12 protein-coding genes are annotated in these 21881 nt (G+C 42.0%); all 12 read left to right on the forward strand.

The genetic code is table 11. The features are described 5' to 3' along the window. Positions 1-48 precede the first annotated feature (48 nt). The 12 genes from ACZZZW_RS14560 (at position 49) to ltrA (ending at position 21567) form a co-directional block, all read left to right on the forward strand. Entirely contained in the window at positions 49-4134 is a 4086-nt protein-coding gene (locus ACZZZW_RS14560) for a hybrid sensor histidine kinase/response regulator transcription factor (RefSeq protein ID WP_463494389.1), read from the forward strand. A 116-nt stretch (positions 4135-4250) separates the two neighbouring features. Further along, entirely contained in the window at positions 4251-5210 is a 960-nt protein-coding gene (locus tag ACZZZW_RS14565) for an alginate lyase family protein (RefSeq protein WP_463494391.1), read from the forward strand. A gap of 21 nt (positions 5211-5231) precedes the next feature. Continuing rightward, the gene (locus ACZZZW_RS14570; protein ID WP_463494393.1) at positions 5232-5363 is read left to right on the forward strand and encodes a hypothetical protein; all 132 of its coding nucleotides are present in this window, start codon (positions 5232-5234) and stop codon (positions 5361-5363) included. Positions 5364-5372: 9 nt separating this feature from the next. After that, on the forward strand, positions 5373-6242 hold the full coding sequence (locus tag ACZZZW_RS14575; protein WP_463494395.1) for a glycoside hydrolase family 16 protein: 870 nt from the start codon (positions 5373-5375) through the stop codon (positions 6240-6242). 21 nt (positions 6243-6263) lie between these two features. Next, positions 6264-7412: a glycoside hydrolase family 88/105 protein gene (locus ACZZZW_RS14580; RefSeq protein WP_463494397.1), complete on the forward strand. Its 1149-nt coding sequence runs from the start codon at positions 6264-6266 to the stop codon at positions 7410-7412. Between the two features lie 5 nt (positions 7413-7417). Further along, positions 7418-8362, forward strand: coding sequence for a DUF4886 domain-containing protein (locus tag ACZZZW_RS14585; protein WP_463494399.1), 945 nt, complete (start codon positions 7418-7420; stop codon positions 8360-8362). Between the two features lie 577 nt (positions 8363-8939). Further along, positions 8940-12110, forward strand: a complete 3171-nt coding sequence (locus ACZZZW_RS14590; RefSeq protein ID WP_463494401.1) for a SusC/RagA family TonB-linked outer membrane protein — start codon at positions 8940-8942, stop codon at positions 12108-12110. A gap of 14 nt (positions 12111-12124) precedes the next feature. Then, positions 12125-13798: a RagB/SusD family nutrient uptake outer membrane protein gene (locus ACZZZW_RS14595; protein ID WP_463494403.1), complete on the forward strand. Its 1674-nt coding sequence runs from the start codon at positions 12125-12127 to the stop codon at positions 13796-13798. Positions 13799-13831: 33 nt separating this feature from the next. Beyond that, on the forward strand, positions 13832-16654 hold the full coding sequence (locus ACZZZW_RS14600) for a SusC/RagA family TonB-linked outer membrane protein (RefSeq protein ID WP_463494405.1): 2823 nt from the start codon (positions 13832-13834) through the stop codon (positions 16652-16654). A 12-nt stretch (positions 16655-16666) separates the two neighbouring features. Further along, on the forward strand, positions 16667-18322 hold the full coding sequence (locus ACZZZW_RS14605) for a RagB/SusD family nutrient uptake outer membrane protein (protein ID WP_463494407.1): 1656 nt from the start codon (positions 16667-16669) through the stop codon (positions 18320-18322). 2 nt (positions 18323-18324) lie between these two features. Beyond that, positions 18325-19587 carry a glucuronyl esterase domain-containing protein gene (locus ACZZZW_RS14610; RefSeq protein WP_463494409.1) on the forward strand — a complete coding sequence of 421 codons (1263 nt, stop codon included), beginning with the start codon at positions 18325-18327 and terminating at the stop codon, positions 19585-19587. Positions 19588-20292: 705 nt separating this feature from the next. Then, complete coding sequence (ltrA, locus tag ACZZZW_RS14615; RefSeq protein ID WP_463494048.1) at positions 20293-21567, forward strand: group II intron reverse transcriptase/maturase; 1275 nt, start codon at positions 20293-20295, stop codon at positions 21565-21567. Positions 21568-21881 lie beyond the last annotated feature (314 nt).

Consider the following 21881-nt stretch of genomic DNA (forward strand, 5'->3'; position numbering starts at 1 on the left):
AGTGGTAATTTCAAAATCCAATACTTTACCTGCTTCTGCTTCAACTTTATGGATATCCGGAAAATCATTTGTTTGCTATTTTGTTTTAATGCATTTCTGTTAAAGAGTGCATTTGCGATTGATATTTCCAGGTATCGTTTTCACGTGATGCCCGAAACATTCTATTACGGAGGCATTCAGAGCATCACTAAGGACAGCCTGGGGCGAATCTGGTATACCGGTCCTGATGCTGTTTTTATGTACGACGGCAACAGCTTTTATCAGTTAAACGAACTGGCCTCATTGAGTAATCCGAAGGTAAAGTGGGCTTATGGCTCGCTTGTAACCGATAAAAAGGGCGGATTGTTTTTGGCAACCAACCACGGTTTGTTAAGGTTTAATTTCGAACGGTTTAATTTTGATTTAATTCTTCCAGGGAAAATCCGCTCAATCTGTCTGCATGATGATGGTAGTGTCTATATGCTTTCGGGCGATAGCCTGTTAAAGTATAACCAGCAAAACAAGGCGGTCAAAAAAATTAAACTGCCTACCAGCAAATATTTCAATAGCGTAATTAGCCTGAAGGGTAATATTTATCTTTCGCAGGAAAATTTGTTGTATAGGTTTGATATCAAAGCATCGCGCTTTAACATTTTTGTCGATTTGGGCAAAACCTCAAATGTAGTTAACGATGCACTGGCCTATCATGGCGATTACTATTTCCTCACACAATACAGTGGTATATTCATTACCGATGCGAAGGGAACCATTAAAAAAAATATTCCAATAGTGACCGGAGGGAACCAGGCAACTATGGCTAAAAAGATTTTCATCGATCAGGTTGGAATGCTGTGGGTAGCTACACAGTCGGGACTTTTGCTTTACGATCCGAGGACAGAAACAAGCAAACTGCTCAAAATGAACCTGAACGATGCTTTTTCCCTGCCAAATAATTCGATCTGGACCATTTATAGCGATCCAGATCAGGGTGCCTGGATCGGAACTTATGGTGGCAAAATTGCTTATTGTTCACTCTATGATGCATATGTGCGCTATTTTACACCGAGCCCTGGGGGGCTTAACCATCCAATAGTTAGCGGTTTCCAGGAAGACGACCTGGGCAATGTTTGGATTGCAACCGAGGGAGGCGGGCTTAACTATTGGAACAGAAAGGAGGATACTTTCCGTCATTTCACCAAAGGCGAAGTTAACTCCATCAATTCCAACATGGTAAAGCGCTTAGAATTTGATCCTGAGCGAAAACACCTGTTTGTATCTTCTTTTAATGGTGGCATTTCTGCCTATGAAATGGCGACCGGGCGCTTTAGCAACCTGGATATACGCTCGCCAGAAAGTAAACAGCCCTTAGCCGTGTATGATTTTGTACGTGATGCCGAAGGTACCTGGTGGATGACAGATCCTGATAAAACCTTCTTTCACCGGAAGAAAAACCAGCCAGCGTCAGCAACTGAAATCGTGAATCTTATTGGTTTAAACGGTCAACCGATAGATGTAGAAATTGAGGCCATTTCGCTTGATCAGCAACAGCATTTACGGGTTGTTAGCCATCAGGGATTGTACATTGCAGATCCCAAAACCCTAAAAGTGCTGCGGCATTATGTCATCAAAAATGGCCCATATGCGGTTAATCACCTTTGTAGCTATTATGAAGCATCAAATGGCGATCTTTGGCTCGGCACTTCCGGAAGAGGAGTCAACATTTTAAAGAAAGATGGCCGATACCTTAATTTCAATGGTGCAAATGGCTTCCCTCCAAAGATCGTTTTCGGCATTCTTGAAGATGATGCTTCTGGAAATATTTGGTTCAGTACCAATGATGGACTGTATTTTTTCGATCAAAAAAATCAAAAATTTGAAAAAGCCAGGTTTTATAAGGCAAACAGTTGCGGCTCTTTTTATCTAAGATCGGCCTATAAAACCAAAAACGGAGAGATGTTGTTTGGGGGAACAAATGGCTTTTTACTCTTCGATCCGCAATACCTGAACAAAAACCTACAAAAGCCGAAGGTATTTTTCACTGGCCTGCTCATCAACAACCAACAGGTGAGCAACATTTCCAAAGATTCGCCATTGGTGAAAGATATTTCTACTTTAAGCAATCAGGAAAACGGAAGGATTTCACTCTCCAGTAATCAGTCAAACATCGAAATCCGGTTTTCCTCAAACAGCTATCTATCGGCCGATAAAAATCAATTTTCTTATCGCATGGTCGGCCTGAGCGATAAGTGGCTCAAGATCAATACCAGTCAACATGCTGTACAGTTTTTTAATTTACCCAGTGGCGATTATACTTTTGAAATAAAGGCCTCTAATAATGATGGGCTTTGGGGCAGCGAGGTTTCGAAACTTTATTTTCATGTAAATCCACCGTTTTTCCTGTCGTGGTGGGCTTACTCCATTTATACATTAATTGTACTGGGGCTCCTGTTTTTCATTATGCGTTACTTTACCAATAAAAAGGTTTTTAAGGAACGGCTGGCTTTAGAAGCGATGAAGGAACAGAATATGCGGGATTTAAACCAGGCGAGGACAGATTTTTTTACGAATATTTCACATGATCTGAAGACACCGCTTACCCTGGTACTCGAACCCCTTAAACAGTTAAAAGAAACTGTGCAAAAAAATGATCATGCCACTGGTTATATGCAGTTAATTGAGAAAAATGTGGCCCGTATCCAGCGTACAATCAGTCAATTGTTACGCTTCAGGGAAATCGAAAGCCAGAAAGTGACGTTAAACCCTCAGGTTGGAGATTTTATCAGCTTCGTACACGATGTTTTTGGCCTTTTTGAACTTTACGCGAATAAAAAAGAGATTGAAACCAACATAACGGCACATGAAGATCATTTATATGTTGCCTTTGATTACGATATTATCGAAAAGATTTTGACCAATCTTTTCTCCAATGCCTTAAAATATACCTCGAACAAGGGTTATGTTGGCGTACGGATTTGTCAATCTACAGCGGAAGAAAAACTGCGTCTGGATGTTATGCCAGATCATCAGGACCGGGAATATATTTCTGTGGAGGTATTGAACACCAGTATCGGGTTTTCTGAAGCGCAGATTGCTACCTTATTTACCTCTTTTAATCGTTTGTCGTCTTACCGGCCAACTTTTGAAGAAAGTTCAGGGCTTGGCCTTGCTATTGTCAAGGAACTTGTGGATGCCATTGAGGGGAAAATCTGGATGGTGAATAAAACCAATAAAGTTTCTTTTACCATGATGCTCCCACTCAAAAAAGAAGCGGGCTCCGGCGATATGCAGTCAAGCGTATATGATTATACCATCTCAGAGATAGACGATATCCTGTTAGAAGCTGAAGAACCCGATCATACACTGAAAAATGCCAGAAAAGCCACCAGCATCTTACTGATTGATGATGACCCTAATCTTCGGAATTATCTGGAACGGCGACTGTCTGAAAAATACAATGTATATATGGGCAGCGATGGAATGGAAGGCATTATTAAGGCCGAAAAGATCTATCCGCAACTGATTATTACCGATCTGGTGATGCCTAATACCAATGGATTTGAGGTTTGCAGCCATTTGCGGCAGAATTTTAAAACCAGCCATATCCCTATCGTAATGATATCTGGTATGGGCGATGTGCACCAGAACAAGACCAAAGCGCTTGAACATGGAGCCACGGTTTTTATCGACAAACCTTTTGAAGTAGAATACCTCATTCAGCAGATTGATACCATTTTGAAAAACCAGCAAGAAATGCGCGAAATGTACAGCAAGCGCCTGGTGGTCGATCCATCTAATGTTACCATTACCTCAATGGATGAGGAACTGCTGATTAAGGCCATGAAATTTATTGAGCAGAATATGGCCAATCCCAATTATTCGGTCGACGGTTTTGTGTCGGATATGAACACAGGAAGAACAATTCTTTATCAAAAAATCAATGATATTGTTGGCATGTCTATCAAAGAATTTATTTTAAATATCAGATTGAAAAGAAGTGCCTATTTGCTCGAACATGCAGATTTAACCGTGGCAGAAGTTGCTTATCAAACCGGGTTTAACAACGCAAAATATTTTAGTGTTTGTTTTAAAAAACAATTCGAAACCAGTCCGTCTGAATATAAAAAACGTTATAGCGCTGAAAGCAATACAGTGTAACATAATAGGCGTTGGACATATAAGCTACCTAATCGGACATAGCAAAAAAGATTTAATATCATAAATAAAGGGAGCAGTTGCATATTTCAGCATCCCATTTTAACCAAATAAATACCATGAACCATTTAAAGTTTTTTCTTTTCACTTTTCTCACAACATTCCTTTTAAGTACGCTGCAAAGACAGGAGGTGCTTGCGCAAAACCAACTTAAGGGCATGCACCCACAACAACAGATTGATTTTGTTAAAAGGCAGCTCAAAGCCAAAAAAGAACCTTATAGCTCAGCTTATAAAGCACTGATCAGCAAAGCAGATTCTGCCTTGCTGGTAGAGCAGCATGCAGTAGCAGATTTCAGCATTCCCGGATTTTACCAGGACAAGGATGGCCACCGGAAAACCTCACTGGCTCTTCAGGTAGATGGTTTTTCGGCTTATAGTTGTGCCCTGGCCTATCAACTGAGCGGGAAAACCAAATATGCCGATAAAGCGATTTATTTTCTCAATGCATGGGCATCCATTAACAAAAAATATTCACAATTAGATGGTTCGCTGGTAATGTCTTACTCTGGTACCACCCTAATGATCAGTGCAGACTTGCTTAAAAACTATAAAAAATGGAAGCCGCAAGATGTTGTGCAATTTAAATTGTGGACTAAAAACGTTTTCCGGGAAGCAGCAAATAGCATTCGTTTCCGCAACAATAACTCAGGCGATTGGTCCCGGCTGGCTTCCATACTGGCTGATACCTATCTCGATGATCAGGAAGATTTACAGAAAAATATTGCGCTGATTAAAAATGATCTTTTCGATAAGATTTCACCAGATGGTCACATGGTTGAAGAAGTAAAAAGACAGGGCAAAGGAATCTGGTATACCTATTTTTCGCTGGCTCCGCTAACGGCTTCGAGTTGGGTGATCTATAACCAAACCGGTGAAAATCTTTTTGCCGCAACAAAAAACGAGGCATCATTTAAGAAATCGCTTGATTATTTGCACTACTATAACCAGCATCCTGAAGAATGGAAATTCTTCAAAAATCCTGCAACGGGAGCGGTGTATACAGAAACGGGCTTCTAGCCAGCCAATCTTCTGGAGGCCATGAACGGCATTTATTCCGACGCGGAATATGAGAAATACCTGGCGCCATATCGCCCGATCATGTATCCTAAACACGATTATGCCTGGACATTTCCAACACTGATGCCTTTACGTTTAAACGGATACCAATAAATCAATCCCATGAAAAAATATTTAAGAACCCCCTTTTTAATAGCCTGTACACTCTTCGCTGGATTATCTGCAGTAGCACAACAGCAAAAACAGCCTATGCCGCCAGCACTCACCGCCAATGGTTTCAAACTGGTATGGGCCGAAGAATTTAATGGCAATGGTGCGCCCGATCCGGCTAACTGGACCTACGAACTTGGATTTGAACGCAATGAAGAATTTCAATGGTATCAACCAGAAAATGCCAGATGTGAAAACGGAAAATTAATCCTCGAAGCAAAAAGGGAGAAAAAGACAAATCCCAATTTTAAGGAAGGAAGCAACGATTGGAAGAAAAACCGCAAAGAAGCCGATTATACTTCCGCCAGTATCAAAACACAAGGACTGCAAAGCTGGCTTTACGGCAGGTTTGTGATGCGTGGTAAAATTGATATCCGCGATGGCATTTGGCCAGCCTGGTGGACATTGGGAATAAAAGGATCGTGGCCTGCAACGGGCGAAATTGATATGATGGAATATTACCGGAAAAAACTGCTCGCCAATATTGCCTTTATGGGAGCCGATCGAAAAGATGCCTGGTTTAGCACGGAGAAAAATATCGATTCCCTGGGCGGTCAGGCCTGGGCGGATCAATTTCACATTTGGCGAATGGACTGGGACGAGAACAGCATTGCACTTTATGTAGATAACCAGCTCTTAAACAAGGTGCTTTTAGATAAGCTGGTGAACCAGAATGGTACCAATATTAATCCTTTCAAACAACCGCATTATATGTTGCTCGATTTGGCAATAGGTGGAAAACAAGGTGGAGATCCTTCAAAAACATCCTTTCCGGCCAGGTTCGAAGTAGATTATGTAAGGGTTTACCAAAATAATAAATAATAAAATAAAAATATGAAACACATGAATTTTAGACACTTGCTTTTAATATTAATACTTACTGGCTGCTGCGGATACAGCGCTTTTTCTGCGCCAACGCATGCTAAAAGAGATTCGGTTCTGCAAAAGACAAACATTTTTAAAATGATGCAACGGGTGGCAGACTGGCAATTGGATACCTGGAAAAATAAAGGTTTTAACCATCGAAAAGCCGATTGGACAAATGGGGCCTGTTATACTGGTATTTTCGCTTTTGGCAACATTAAAGGTAATGAACATTATCTTAAAACGCTGGTAGATATTGGCGATGAGCTGGCTTGGAATACCGGACATTTACGTTTTCATGCGGACGACTATTGTGTGGGGCAAACTTATGCTCAGCTTTATAGTAAATTTAAAAAGAAAAAGATGATTGCTCCATTTATTTTGCAGGCAGACAGCATTGTAAATCAACCACATAACGAGCCTTTAAACTGGAAAAATAAAATCCAAAACAGAGAATGGGCCTGGTGCGATGCCCTTTTTATGGGTCCTCCTGCTTTAGCTTATCTGAGCACTGCTACCAAAGATGAAAAGTACTTAAATACTGCAGTAAAATTGTGGTGGAAAACCACCGAATTCCTCTACGACCCAACAGAGAAGCTGTTTTTTAGAGATGAAAGTTTCTTTAACAAAAGAGAAAAAAACGGTCAGAAAATATTTTGGTCGAGGGGCAATGGATGGGTGTTGGCTGGTTTGGTAAGGGTACTCGAAAATACGCCGAAAAACCATCCCGACAGGGCTAAATTGGTACAACTCTATAAAGATATGGTGGGTAAAGTTGCCAGCTTACAGCAGCCAGATGGTAGCTGGCATGCATCATTATTGGATCCCGCGAGTTTCCCGGTTAAGGAGATGAGCGGTACAGGTTTTTTTAGCTATGCAATTGCCTGGGGCTTAAACCATGGGCTTTTGGAAAAGAAGCAATATCTTCCTGTGGTAGAAAAATCATGGAAAGCTCTGGTATCTGCTGTTCATGATGATGGCATGCTGGGTTATGTGCAACCTATTGGCGCAAGTCCGGATGCTGTAAATGCAAACAGTACAGAGGTTTACGGTGTGGGTGCGTTTTTGTTGGCAGGAACTCAATTGTATGAATATGTAAAATCGCAGGAGAAGGCCCCTAAAAATTAAAAAGAATGAAGATTGACATCAAAATAGAGCGATCTCCTTTAGCTAAACCCACAGCTCTTTTTCTGCTGCTGATCTGCCTGGTTACTGATCTTTTTGCTCAAAACCGGCAGGATACCTTACGCTTATTTATCATAGGAAATAGCTTTTCACAAAACGCTTCGGCCTTTTTGCCTCAACTGGCCAAAGAGAAGGGGAAAACCCTTATTATCGGGCGTGCCGAACTCGGTGGGCATTCACTCGAACAACACTGGGGTTATGTAGAAAAAGCAGAGGCCAATGTAGGCGATCTCAAGAGCAAACCTTATAATGGTAAATCATTAAAAATGTTATTGGGGCAAGGGAATTGGGATATTGTTACTATACAGCAATATTCTTTCCTCTCGGGCGATTCCTCGAGCTATTATCCCTATGCCAACAAACTGGTTGCCTATGTAAGAACACTACAGCCTCAGGCCCGTATCGTAATCCATCAAACCTGGGCTTACCGTTCTGATGCAAAGAAGTTTGGGCGTATAAGTGAAGGCATAACCGCGAAGAATCAGGAAGAAATGTGGCAAAAATCCCGTGCAGCTTATCATCTCCTTGCAAAAAGGATCAATGCACATATTTTACCAGTTGGTGATGCTTTCGAAATGGTGGCTACCGATAAAAAATATGCTTTCAAGCCCGATGTTTCATTTAATTATGATCATCCAGTTGCGCCAAATTTGCCGGATCAGACCAATTCGCTAAATATCGGGTACTTCTGGAACAAGGATCAATTAAGCTTCGACCCTAACCACGCCAATGATGCAGGGAAATATTTAGGTGGATTAATCTGGTATAGCATATTGTTTAATGATGATTTGAAAAACATCTCTTTCAAGCCCCAACGGGTATCTGATGATTTTGCAGCTTACCTGAAAAAGGTGGCTAGCAAAGTTGTGAGGAAAGCGCATGATGGACAATAAGAATATGGTGTCTATCAACAAATGATTTTCGTAAGTTTTTGCCCTCAGTATCAGTCTGAGGGCAAATTTAATCTAAATAATGCGCTAACTGTACAAAACCAAACCATTTCCGTACAAAAGTGAACCCTATGTAAGGGCTAAGTACTATAGATTTGTGTTAACCAAATAATAAACCCAACTAAGTATGATAACCCATTTCTCAAACATCCCGGCCATTGCCGACGAGGAAAACACAAAGTCTAAACTACAAGTCAGTAAAATAGAATGGCACAGGTATTTAACTGATGTTTCACGGCATAAGGTTTAAACCAAACGGCAAAATCAAATAATTGCTATTGTAATGCTTTCATATCTCTTTTCTTAAAATTCAGCTAATAAATCTACCCTTTTTTGGGATTTATGAGGACGCTTGTATGGTATCCTGAAGGTTAATTATGCGTGATAAAAAGTGTGATCATTTAATTCAATTGATTTTGCCTGAAGCATAAGTGTAAATAAAATGAGGATGCAACTTTAAAATCAGATAAAGAAGGCTTATCCTTTTCGAAAAAAATAATTCTAACCATATATCAAATAGATGATAAAAAAATTAAACCTCAGGCCCAAAAGCTGGTTTTTCGTGGTTATTGCAGTTTGGTGTCAGGCACATACACTTGCTGCCGAACCTATAAAAATAACGACCAGCGCTGTTACTACATCTCCCAAATTATTGTTTCAGGAAATAACCGGAACCGTTAAGGATGAGAAAAATCAACCGATTCCGGGTGCAACAATCAAAATAAAAGGAACCACCATCGGCGTTCAAACCGATCTGGATGGAAAATATAAAATCAACGTTAACCGAGGTCAGGTACTTGTTTTTTCTACCATTGGTTTTGAAAGCAAGGAAGTAACGATAGGTGCTTCCAGTGTAATTAATGTAACCTTAACATCTTCAAGTAATTCGCTTAATGAAGTGGTGGTAAATGGGTATTCTACACAAAGAAGATCGGCCGTTACCGCTGCCATCAGTACCGTTTCAGGTGCCGATTTATTAAAAGCACCAGTAACCAATGTTAATAACGCTTTGGCCGGGCGGGTACCTGGTTTGGTTGTACAGCAAACCTCCGGACGGCCGGGGATTAACGGCGCAGCTTTATATATCCGTGGACAGGTTTCTCCCTTAGCAACGGCACTTATTATTGTGGATGGTGTTGAACGGACTTCTTTCGGCGATATCGATCCAAATGAGATTGAAAGTATCAATATATTAAAAGACGCATCATCTACGGCTTTATATGGTTTAAAAGGCGCCAACGGCGTATTTGTAATCACCACGAAAAGGGGAGTAGAGGGGCCGGCAAGGGTAACCCTTTCGGGTAACGTGGGCATTGTTAGTGCCACATCCCGTCCTGAGATTCTGGGCGCCTACGAAAGCGCGATGTTGCTTACCGAAGGCCAGCTTAATGTTGGTGAAGCCCGCACATTTACCGATGAAGATTTAGCCACATTTAAGGCCGGAAACGGTAATCCGTTGCTTTATCCAAATGTGATGTGGTACGATGAATTGGTTAAAGACCATTGGATGCAGAACCAGCAGAACCTAACCATATCAGGCGGTAGCGAAAAAGTAAAATATTTTACTTCTTTTAGCCACCTGCGCGAAGATGGAAATTTCAAGGAATTTAAAACACCTTTAGATTATTCTACCTCGCCGAGCTATAGCCGTTACAACTTCAGGGCCAGGGTTGGAATAGATCTTACGAAGACTACAAATTTTGAAGTTAACCTTGCTGGCAGGAACGAGCACCGCTACAGCCCGGCAGGTATGAGCGAATACAACGACCCTGCTGGTGTGGTGAGCAATGGTATAGAAGGGCTTGTAGGCAGGGCCTTGAAAATGCCATCGTGGGCAGCCCCATTTTTTAAAGAATACACCAACTCAGATGATCCTAAAGTAATTGCATTGGATGGAAACTATAACCACATCGTAAATTATGGACTGGGTGGGGTAAATGCTTTCAATCCTTATGCTTTGTTAACTTACGGGGGATATGCTTTTACCGATAACAATATTGCCGAATCGATTTTTACGGTACGCCAAAAACTTGATTTTATAACAAAAGGGCTGAGCTTAAAAGCGCAGTTCGGTTACGATGCTACGCAGTTATCCGGAAAGTTGCAAAGGGGAAGTACAGGATACCTCGAACTAAACCGGTCAACATTGGCACTTACACCAGTTGGTGGAACTTATAATGATTTTTTTGGCGCACCAGCTTATTCAAGAAGTGGGTTCACAAAAACGAACTTACAACTGTTTTTAACCTATGGCAGATCATTCGGTAAGCATAACTTGAGTGCTAATTTAATCGGTCAGCGCGAGCTTCAGGGCTCAGCAGCGGCAGCTGCCCCATATGCCAATCAAGGTATTATTTCGGAAGCAACCTATAACTATGGCAATAAATACTTTTTAACAGCCAGTGCTACTTACAATGGCTCAGAGAACTATGCCAAAGGTTATCGCTATGGCTTTTTTCCAGCTGCAACTGTAGGTTATAATTTGGCCAATGAAGATTGGATGAAAAAGTTTACCTGGATCAGTATGCTCAAAATACGTGGTTCGATTGGTAGGGTAGGGATTCCTAGTCCAGGTACAAGCCGGTTCTATTATCAGAATAGGTTTGGAGCAGGGGCAAACGTCGTATTTGGAAACCCAAACAGCAACTTCAGTGCGCCAACCTATACCCAATTGCAATATGGTAATCCATTTATCACCTTTGAGATTTCGTTAAAAAGAAATATAGGGCTTGATCTCTCTTTATTTAAAGATAAACTGAATATCACGGCAGATCTTTTTGATGATGAGCGTTCGGATATTTTAACTACCCGATCGGCAACCAGTTTTGCCACCTATGGGGCTACGGTTCCGAGTACCAATTATGGCATCAATTATAACCATGGATATGAACTTTCAGTAACTTATCGTGATAAGATTAATGAATTTAACTATTCCTTCACCGGAAGCCTGAGTTATGCACGTAACCAGCGCAGGGTACTAGACGAGGCACCCGGCCTTGCAGAGAACCTGCGGGTATCTGGCAAGCCTATCGGTACTTATTTCGGATACCATGTGCTTGGCTTTTATGCAGACCAAAAAGATATAGACAGCAGTCCGCTAAACAAAATAACGGCATATCCATCCATACCAGGCGATTTTAAATACCAGGATGTAAACGAAGATGGAATAATCAATAACCAGGATGTAGTGGCCGTTGGGCATCCAAACATCCCTGAATACAATGCCAGCTTAAATATGCAGTTCGGTTATAAGGGATTTCAGTTATCGGCATTGTTTAATGCGGTAACCAATGTGAGTTCTAACGTGGTGTTCCAAAGTGGTGGCCTTAACCAGTATTATGCACCGATGCTCGAAAGATGGACGCCTGGCAATACCAATGCCAGCTGGCCGGTAATCCGTCCGGGCCTGAATGCAAACCCTAACGAAAGTTTGAACGATTTTACACTGCAGGATGCTTCTTACATCAAACTGCGAAATGTGCAACTCAGCTACAGTTTGCCTAAAAAATGGATAACTGGACTTCGGTTAAGTAGCCTTACGGTATTTGTTAGTGGGCAGAATTTAAAAACCTGGACTAATTTCTATGGTATAGATCCTGAAAATAGTTTGTCGGGAAATGCTTATGCTTCATCCGTTGCCACCATTCCAACCACCAAGGTCTTCAATTTCGGTCTTAATTTATCACTTTAATTAAAGGTAGAATCATGAAAAAAATCATATATCTCTTGTTTTTAGTTGCCTCGTTAATTGGTTTTTCCTGCAAAAAGGATTTTCTACAACGCGATGTGGGGATCCAGAGCGATCTTGAAGAGGTTTTTAAAGACCCCTTGCTGACTTCCCGTTTCGGCGATTTTACTTATACGTTTTCCATTTCAGATTATGGCCGCCTGAGCGGTTATAAAGGAATGACTTCGCAATTTACAGATGAATCTATTGTTAATAACGGTCAGATTGAGGTAGCAGCGATGAATAGCGGCCAGTTTTTAGACCCCGGGGCTTCAGATGTAACAGGTATTTATGCACAAATGTACAGAGGAATCCGGAACGCAAACCTGATGCTGGCCAACATGGATAAAACCCCATGGACAGATCTTTACAATCCTAATTATATTAAAGGCGAGCAACTTTATCTCCGGGCGTATTTTTATTTTGAGCTTTTAAGGCGCTTTGGCGGGGTGGTTATATTAACCCAACCTCAGGATTTTACTGAAGCCTCAACAGACCTTCCGCGTGCGAGTTATGCGGAAACATTGGCGCTTATTTTGAGTGATCTGGAGCAGGCCACCACACTATTGCCATTAACCAATGCCGATTGGCCAAATCCTGCTGCACAGTCTAACAGGGCTACAGGAGCTGCAGTGATGGCGCTTAAAGCAAGAGCCTTGCTATTCGATGCCAGTCCGTTAAATAATCCCAACAATGATTTAGCCAAGTGGAAGAAAGCCGCAGAGGCATCGAAAGCAATTATAGACCTAAATAAATTTTCACTCGAGGCCAACTATGCCAACGTACTCACTGTGGCAAACTCTAATGAGTACATCCGGATCTGGCCGCGCGGAGGCCGTGGATTTATTGGTACCTACCTCAGCGATTTTTTGATTCCTACAAGTTATGGAGGAGCACAATCTAATCTTTCGCCCGTTCAGAATCATGTTGATCTGTATGAAATGGCGAACGGCAAACCGATTACCGATGTGACATCAGGCTACAATCCGCAAAATCCTTATCTCAATCGAGATCCACGGTTTTATGTCAACATCCTTTATAATAATGTTACCTGGCAGGGGCGTGCGGTACAAACCTGGCAATCAGAGCCTAATGCGCATGGTATAATCACCTATGGAACTGATATCAGCACTGCTACCTCCATTACTAAAACCAGCTATTACCTCAAAAGGCTATGGCCTGAAGCTTCGCGTTCGGGCTCTACTGCATCGGCGCTTCTGAATTATGTTTTCTACAGGTATGCGGAAGTACTGATTAATTATGCTGAGGCTTTAAATGAAGAAGCCGGTCCAACTGCCGAAGTGTATAACGCGGTGAACGCCATTCGTTTGCGGGCTAAAATGCCTGCTTTGCCAGCTGGCCTCAGCCAAGCTGAAATGCGCGAACGCATCAGAAATGAACGTGCCATAGAATTTGCTTTCGAAGACATGCGCTGGTGGGATATACTCCGCTGGAAAAAAGGACCGGAAATCGTGGCACAGTCAATGAAAGCCATGAAGGTGATTAAAAATGCCAATGGATCATTTAGCTACAGTGTGATAGAATTGCCTGCATTTAAAAAGGTATTCAACAATAACATGTATTTATACCCGATCCCGAGAGCAGAAATGAATAAAACCAGCGGCGCTTTAAAACAGAATCCAGGCTGGTAACCATTCAGTTATATATAATTTAAAAGATAAGAAATGACAAGATATACTAAATGTTCAGGCATAATTTTGGGCATCATATGCTATCTGTTTACCTGCACAGCTTTAGCACAAAATACAAATCAGAAGGTGTCTATCACAAAGGAAAACGATGGACAGATAGATTCAACTAATAAATTGATTGAAATCCCCTTCGGTACACGCAGTAGGGAAGAACTTAATTTTGCCCAGAGTTCGCTTCGGTATAACCAGCTCACAAAAGTGCCCATCAGTAACCTGTCTGGTTTACTCGCCGGAAGATTGAGTGGCTTTTTGTTCCGATGGACAGGTAATCAACCTGGTGGTGGCAACGTGTCCTACCAGATCCGTGGAAGGTCATCTTATGCGCAGGGCTCAACACCAGCTTTCCTGGTAGATGGAATTGAACGTGATTTCGAAGACATGGATATCAGCGAAATTGAAAGCGTAACCGTATTAAAAGATGCTGCTGCTTTAAACTGGTATGGGCTAAATGGAGGCAACGGCGCCATTCTGGTGACAACCAAAAGGGGAAAAGTTGGAGAAAACCTGATCTCTTTCGATGCCCAGGGTGGTTTTCAGTCGGCCAGCAACCTGATCAAGCCCTTAAATGCCTACGATTTTGCCACCCTGTACAATCGTGGCTTAACCAATATCGGGCAAACACCAGCTTACAGTGAGGCAGCCCTTGAAGGGTACAAAAATCATACAGATCCCTATTTGTATCCTGATAACAATTATTTAGATCGTTTTCTAAACAAACGGGCTGCTACCCAAAGGTATGCACTTACTTTTAGTGGCGGGAGCAACAAGGTGCGTTATTTTAGCTCTGTTAGTTACTTTAACCAGCAAGGACTTTTTAAAGAAACAGAAACGCCCAATTACGATTCTAATTACGGTTATAAACGCTATAACTTCAGGATCAATCTGGACTACGATGTGACCAAAATGCTTACGCTAACCTTATTGGCAGGGGTTAGAAGTGAAGTACGGAACGATGTCGGAGATGGTACTGCAACTGTATTTAACAACTTGTATAATTTGCCACCAAATGCGTTTCCTATTTTAAATGCGGATGGATCTTATGGTGGAACTTCACTCTTTCAGAATAATCCCCTCGGCCAGTTACAGGGCACAGGATTTTCGCGTACCACCACAAATATTTTACTGGCCAGTATCATGGCCGATCAAAAACTGGATTTTATAACGAAAGGCCTTTCTGCCAACTTATTCTTCTCTTATGATGGCTATGGTAATTATGGCGACGGACTATCTGAAAATTATGCTGTTTTCAATCAAACAGTAACACCTATACAAACCTATCGTACACCTGCGGTTATTGCTTATAGAACTGCGGCATTCCAAACCAATACCAAAAATAATGAGCTTTGGTTTGGCTTCGATTATAACAGGACTATTGGTGCAGATCATCAAATAAAAGCCAATGTGCGTGGGCAGCAATATATAAGTGCAGCGGTAGATCGGTTAGAATATCGCTCGCGTATGCTTGTTGGCCGTGCCGATTACAGTTTCAAACAGCGCTATATGCTGGGTTTCATAGCAAGTTATTCAGGATCAGAAAATTACGCTCCAGGAAGACGTTTCGGGTTTTTTCCGGCAGTATCGGCCGGATGGCTTATCTCCAAAGAAGATTTTCTTAAAGATGCCTCAGCAATCAGCTACCTTAAATTGAGAGGATCTTACGGGCGTTCGGGTAATATCGGGCCAACTTATGATGCCAGCGGGAATATCGTCAGATTGCCTTACCGTACGCTGTTTACCAGAGATGCAGGGCCATTCCTCGGTTCTACTTTTTCCACCTCAACAACAGCAAGATTGGTAAGTCCTGCCGGTAACCCGTTAACCACCTGGGAAAAGGTTGACCGATTAAACCTGGGTACAGATGTAGATTTTTTTAAAGGGGCGCTTTCTTTCTCTTTTGATTATTTTGATGAAAAACGAACAGACATTTTAGGCCCTGCAAATTTACCAGGTATCGTTGGGATAGCCATTGCACAGGTAAACTCTGGCAAGGTGAGCAGTAAAGGATTTGATGCCAGCGGTGCTTTTAATAAAAGAATCGGAGAAGTACTGATCAGTACCAACGCTAACTTTACCTATGCCAAAAACGTGATTCTAGAAAGGACCGAAAATGTATTGCCCAATCAATCTACAATAGGGCGCTATGTAAATGGCGGAAATTATTACGTTGCTGAAGGTATTTTTCAAAACCAGGCCGAAATTAATGCAAGTCCAAAGCAAACCTTGTCGAGCCTGGTGGTACCTGGCGATCTTAAATATAAAGACGTTAACAACGACAATCTCATAGATGCAAATGATGCTGTATCAAGCGACTATACCGATATTCCGAAAATATATTACGGCTTTGGTTTTAACATCAGGTATAAACAGTTTGATCTCGGCGCACAGTTTCAAGGCGTAGAAGGGCGAACAATTGATCTTTCTGATATTATGTATGCTGGTCCTAATGGATTGAACCAGTTGAACTTAGATAGCTGGACACCTGCCACTGCGGCTACAGCAAAATATCCACGCGTTGGAATCTCAGATAATGGGAATAATACCGCAAATTCTACTTTTTGGTTGTATTCAGGTGATTTTTTGAAGCTTAGATCCGCTGAAATTGGTTATAGCACTTCAAATAAATTCAACCAGCGCTTACGTTTTAAAGGTGCCAGGATTTTTGTAAGCGGCAATAATATTTTTACCATTTCCAAACTCAATGAGCTGGATATTGATCCCGAAACACCGAATGCAGGTCGTTTTTCCTCTTATCCCTACGTAAAAACCTTTGCCGTGGGTATAAATGTCAAATTTTAATTCAAAATGAAGATGAAAAAGAAACTATATGGTATGTATATCCTTCTGGCAGTTTTGCTAACGGGCCTTGGCGCTTGTAAGGATGAATTTTTTGAGCCTTCGTACAGTGAAGGCCCCGTAAGTGAAGAAGCAATCTGGAATACAGACAGGCGTGTGCGGGAGTATTTGAACAACGGATACAATTACATGCTGGCCAGATACAATGTTGACGGTTCGGGCGCATTAATGGCCAGCGGAAGTGATGAAGCTGTAAATTCAAATTTAAACAGCAATGTAAACGTTTTCAATAATGGTAACTGGAGCAGTTTAAGGACCTTCGATGAACAGTATACCAATCTTTATACCGGATTATGGGTGGTAAATACATTTCTGGAGCGATCACCCACGGCGGTTATCTTTCCGGCAAGCGATCTGCCCGCACTAAGGGGAGAGGCTTTTTTTCTAAGGGCTTTATTCCATTATGAGTTATTTAAGCGGTATGGCGGAATTGTGCTCGCCACCAGATCCTTTTCGCCGATAGAAGATCTGAACCTTCCAAGAAATACTGTTGATGATGTGGTAAAACAGATTGTTAAAGATTGCGATTCGGCAATCAGCCAGATTCCTGCAGCTTCTACCAAAGATTGGGATGCGGCCAATTACGGCCGTGCTACAAAGGCTGCAGGAATGGCACTAAAGGCCAAGGCGCTGTTGGTTTATGCAAGTCCGCTTTATAACCCGGGTAACGACCTGCAGCGGTGGCAGAATGCTGCAAAAAGTGCAAAAGATTTAATCGATTTAAACAAGCACAGCTTGTTGAGCACGGCGTTATTCCCGAGCTTATGGGACTATACCACCACCGCTACTTCTTACAACAACGAGGTTATTTTCGCCACACCAGCAAGCAATACCAATACAATAGAGTCGAATAACGCACCCATTAGTTTCACCGGAGGGTTGGGAAGAACAAACCCTACACAGAACCTGGTCGACGCCTTTGAAATGGCCAATGGTAAAGCCATAACAGATCCTGCATCAGGTTATGACCCGCAAAATCCGTATACCAACAGAGACCCACGTTTAAACCAGTTTATTGTATATAATGGAGCAAATTTTAAAACGGGAAGTTTAACCCGTGCAGTAGAAACTTATGAGGGCGGCCGTGATAATGTTCCTTCCAATGTAAACAGTACAAAATCAGGTTATTACCTGCGTAAATTTCTAAGTGGTAATGCAACTTACAACATCACAGGTACCACAAGCGTAAGAAGGCCCTGGGTATTGTTTAGGTATGCTGAAATCTTATTGATCTATGCAGAAGCTTTAAATGAATTTGGAGGTCCGAATGCAGAAGTTTATAATGCCATAAACGCTGTGCGCACCCGAGCAGGAATGCCTGTACTATCTGGCTTAACACAATCTCAAATGCGCGATCGGATTAAAAATGAGCGCCGTGTAGAATTATGTTTCGAAGAACAGCGGTTTTTTGATGTGAGGCGATGGAAAGATGGGGAAAGTAATTTTAACGGACCCGTTAAAGGTATAAAAATTACCAAGGTGGGTACTACATTAACTTATAGCCCTTTTGTAATTGAAAACAGGACCTTCACCAGTAAAAATTATTGGTATCCTTTTCAGCAGTCTGAAATCAATAAAGCAAATAAACTGATTCAAAATCCAGGGTATTGAGTATGATGTATAGAATAAAACTTTCTCCCCATCTAGGCAGATTTTTAATAAACAATCCGGTAAGAAAAATACTGATTTTTTTGCTTGCGCTAATCCTGTTTTCAGGTAGTTTATATGCACAGAAAACGGATAAGTTTATGGGAGAAATTGTCAATTACGATGAAAGCACTGTTCCTGCCTACACCTTACCTGAAATACTGCTCACCACAAAGGGAGAAAGGGTGAAAAACACCTCGATTTGGAAGAAACGAAGACCTGAGCTTTTAGCCCTTTTTGAGGAACATGTTTATGGAAAAACACCCGGTAGTTTTGATAGTTTGAAATTTATGGTAACTAATGAAAAAGCTGATGCCATGCAGGGAAAGGCCCATTTGAAGGAGATAAAGATTACTTCCTGGAATAAAGGGAATTCGATATCCTTTCCTGTAGTGCTCTTTATTCCAAACAAGCGGAACAAACCAGCTCCGGTATTTTTACTGATCAACAACCGGAGCAGCAGAAATACGGATCCAACAAGAGTAGAAAAGAGTACCTTTTGGCCTGCAGAGCTGTTGATCGACAGCGGTTATGCTATTGCTGCTTTTCATCATGGAGATGTAGCTCCTGACCGTAAGGATAGCTATCAGAATGGTGTACTGGCACATTTGTTTCCGGCAGAACTCGAAAAAGATAACGGAATGAAAGCAATCGGCGTTTGGGCCTGGGCCGCAAGCAGGGTAATGGACTACTTCAAAACCGATAAAGAAATCGATTTTAACAAAGTTGCACTCGTTGGGCATTCGCGGGGTGGTAAAACAGCTTTATGGGCCGCCGCCCAGGATCAACGTTTTGCAATGGTGTTTAGCAGTTGCTCAGGCAGTACAGGTGCATCGCTTGCAAGGCGTAAATATGGCGAAACAATAAGCCTGATCAATAAACAGTTTGGTTATTGGTTTAACAATAATTACAAGAAATATAGCAATGATGTAAACAGCCTGCCTGTTGATCAGCATATGCTCATTGGTCTCATTGCTCCACGGCCAGTGTATACCACCAATGCTACGGAAGATCGATGGGCAGACCCTTACGGCTCGTTTTTGTCATTAGTGAATGCCAAGCCTGTTTACGATCTCTATGGTAAGAAAGTTAACCTTCCTAAAGATATGCCCGCCGTGAACAGTCCCATAATTAATTCGGCTATGGGTTACCATTTCAGGGAAGGGAAACACGACCTCAACGTTTATGATTGGACAAATTTTATCCGCTTTGCCAAACTCCATTTTTAGTTATGCTAGTGGATGGATGCTGTGGCAAGTCGCTATTTTACAATATGTTGTGCTGGCATAGTCTAAAAAGATAAGATTGGTTAGTTTTAGTTAACGGAGGAACGCTGCAAAGCGCCTCCGTTTTTTGTTTCGTGCGCCGGGCATGGCAATCGACTATAGGGTTCAAGTCCCGAACACGCTTAGCAGTAGGAAGTGTTAGCTCGAGACAAGGGTGTCGTGGGTGACTGCGAATCTGAAGGAAGTCCGCGGCAAATATGGGGGCTTACGAACAGAAACTGTATACGAGGCGGATTTAGTCCGGGTGATGTTGCGAAACAAACAGAAGCCCAATACTGCACGGGGACTATTACGCAGATACAGAGGCCACATCCATAGGAAGTAGATTGTCTTACCCCGGGAGATCTGAATGAGTTCTGTCAATTGTAAGCGCGATTACAGGAGAAGAAACATTTGGCAGAGATGTTAAATGCCTCAATCAGAAGTCAGCAGCGGTCGTAGTACTGCATTTTTCGGATGCAGAAAGGACCAAATGTTAGGATGGCAAAGGAAACAGGAAGTTTATGGCAGAGCGTTTACAGCGGAACCACATTAGAGAACTGCTTATATGAGGGTAGGACGGAATCCGAGAGTAAATTATAAGAGGAGCTGAGCCGAGCCGTGCAACCAATGTACACAATGCCTGGGAAGGAGTTTTTTTTTAGTATTATGCTTGAAGAAATATTAGACATCCGAAATGTACAAAGAGCCTTTAGGCAGGTTACTGCCAATAAGGGTGCTGGTGGTATTGATGGTATGCAGACCGATGAACTTCGCGACTACCTGAATGCTAACTGGCAGGCATTACGGAGTGATATTTTATCAGGCCATTACCGACCGAACGCTGTAAGAAAGGTAGAGATACCCAAAGGCAGTGGTGGTAAGAGGATGCTTGGCATCCCAACGGTCATTGACCGGTTGATCCAGCAGGCCATCTCTCAATGGCTGAGCCCCAAGTACGAGGGCGACTTTTCCTCTGATAGTTATGGTTTCCGGCCAGATCGCAATGCCCATCAGGCAGTGTTAAAGGCTCAGGAATATCTTAACACAGGTTACACCTGGATTGTGGAACTTGACCTGGACAAATTTTTTGACCGGGTAAACCATGATAAACTTATGCATCTGCTGTCAGTAAAGATAAAGGATAAGCGGACATTGAAGCTTATTCGTCTTTATTTGAGTGTGGGGATCATGGAGAATGGATTGGTCAGCCCAAGAAAAGAAGGAACGCCACAAGGCAGTCCATTAAGTCCGTTACTATCAAATGTTATCCTTCACGAACTCGATGTTAAGCTCGAAGAGCGTGGGCACAGGTTCGTGCGATATGCTGATGATTGCAGTATCTATCTAAGAAGCAGGAAATCAGGACACCGGGTAATGAGAAGTATTTCAGTATATCTGGAAGACTGCCTGAAACTGAAGGTTAACAGGGAAAAAAGTAAGGTTAGCAGGCCAAGCCAAAGTAGTCTGCTCGGGTTTTCATTCTATGGTAGCAAAGAGGGATGGAAGATGCGAATTTCATCCAAATCTCTAAGAGCGATCAAGGAGAAAATCCGGGAGCAAACTAAACGTAGCCAACCAGTTCCATTCCAAGAAAGAATATTAACGCTTAAGGAAATCATTCATGGTTGGGTTAATTATTTCTCTATTGCAGAAGCAAAGAGTCATATGACCAGACTGGACGAGTTGATGAGGACCAGACTGCGGATTGTTCTTTGGAAGCAATGGAAGAGTATAACGGGTAGAGCGCGGAATTTAATGAAGATGGGGTTGGTAAAACCAAGGGCCTATCAATTGGCCAATACCCGTAAGGGGTACTGTAGGACTGCAAACAGCCCGATATTACTTACAACCCTTGACAAGAAGTTCTTTTTGAGGCATGGACTTGATGGATTTACCAATTATTACTATTGGAAAACGACACACCAAACGAAGTTATTCTAACAAACCGCCGTATACCGAACGGTACGTACGGTGGTGTGAGGAGACAGCAGGGAAACTAATTCCCTGCTTCTTACTCGATCCGGTGATACGCAATGATTTATCCATATTTTTTGAAGGTGAATCTCGGTTTTAATATCCTTCAGGGCATTTTTTTTCTTCTTGTACAAAATTGAACCATTTCCGTACAAAAACGAACCCTTCAGCACACTCTGGCCGTGTATTTTTATCACAACCAAATTATATTCTTATGAGCCAATATCTTAAGTTCCATTAACCGGGAGCAAGGTGAAATGGGGGCTAAGTGTAATTAAATG

The organism is Pedobacter sp. AC379 (assembly GCF_979258145.1).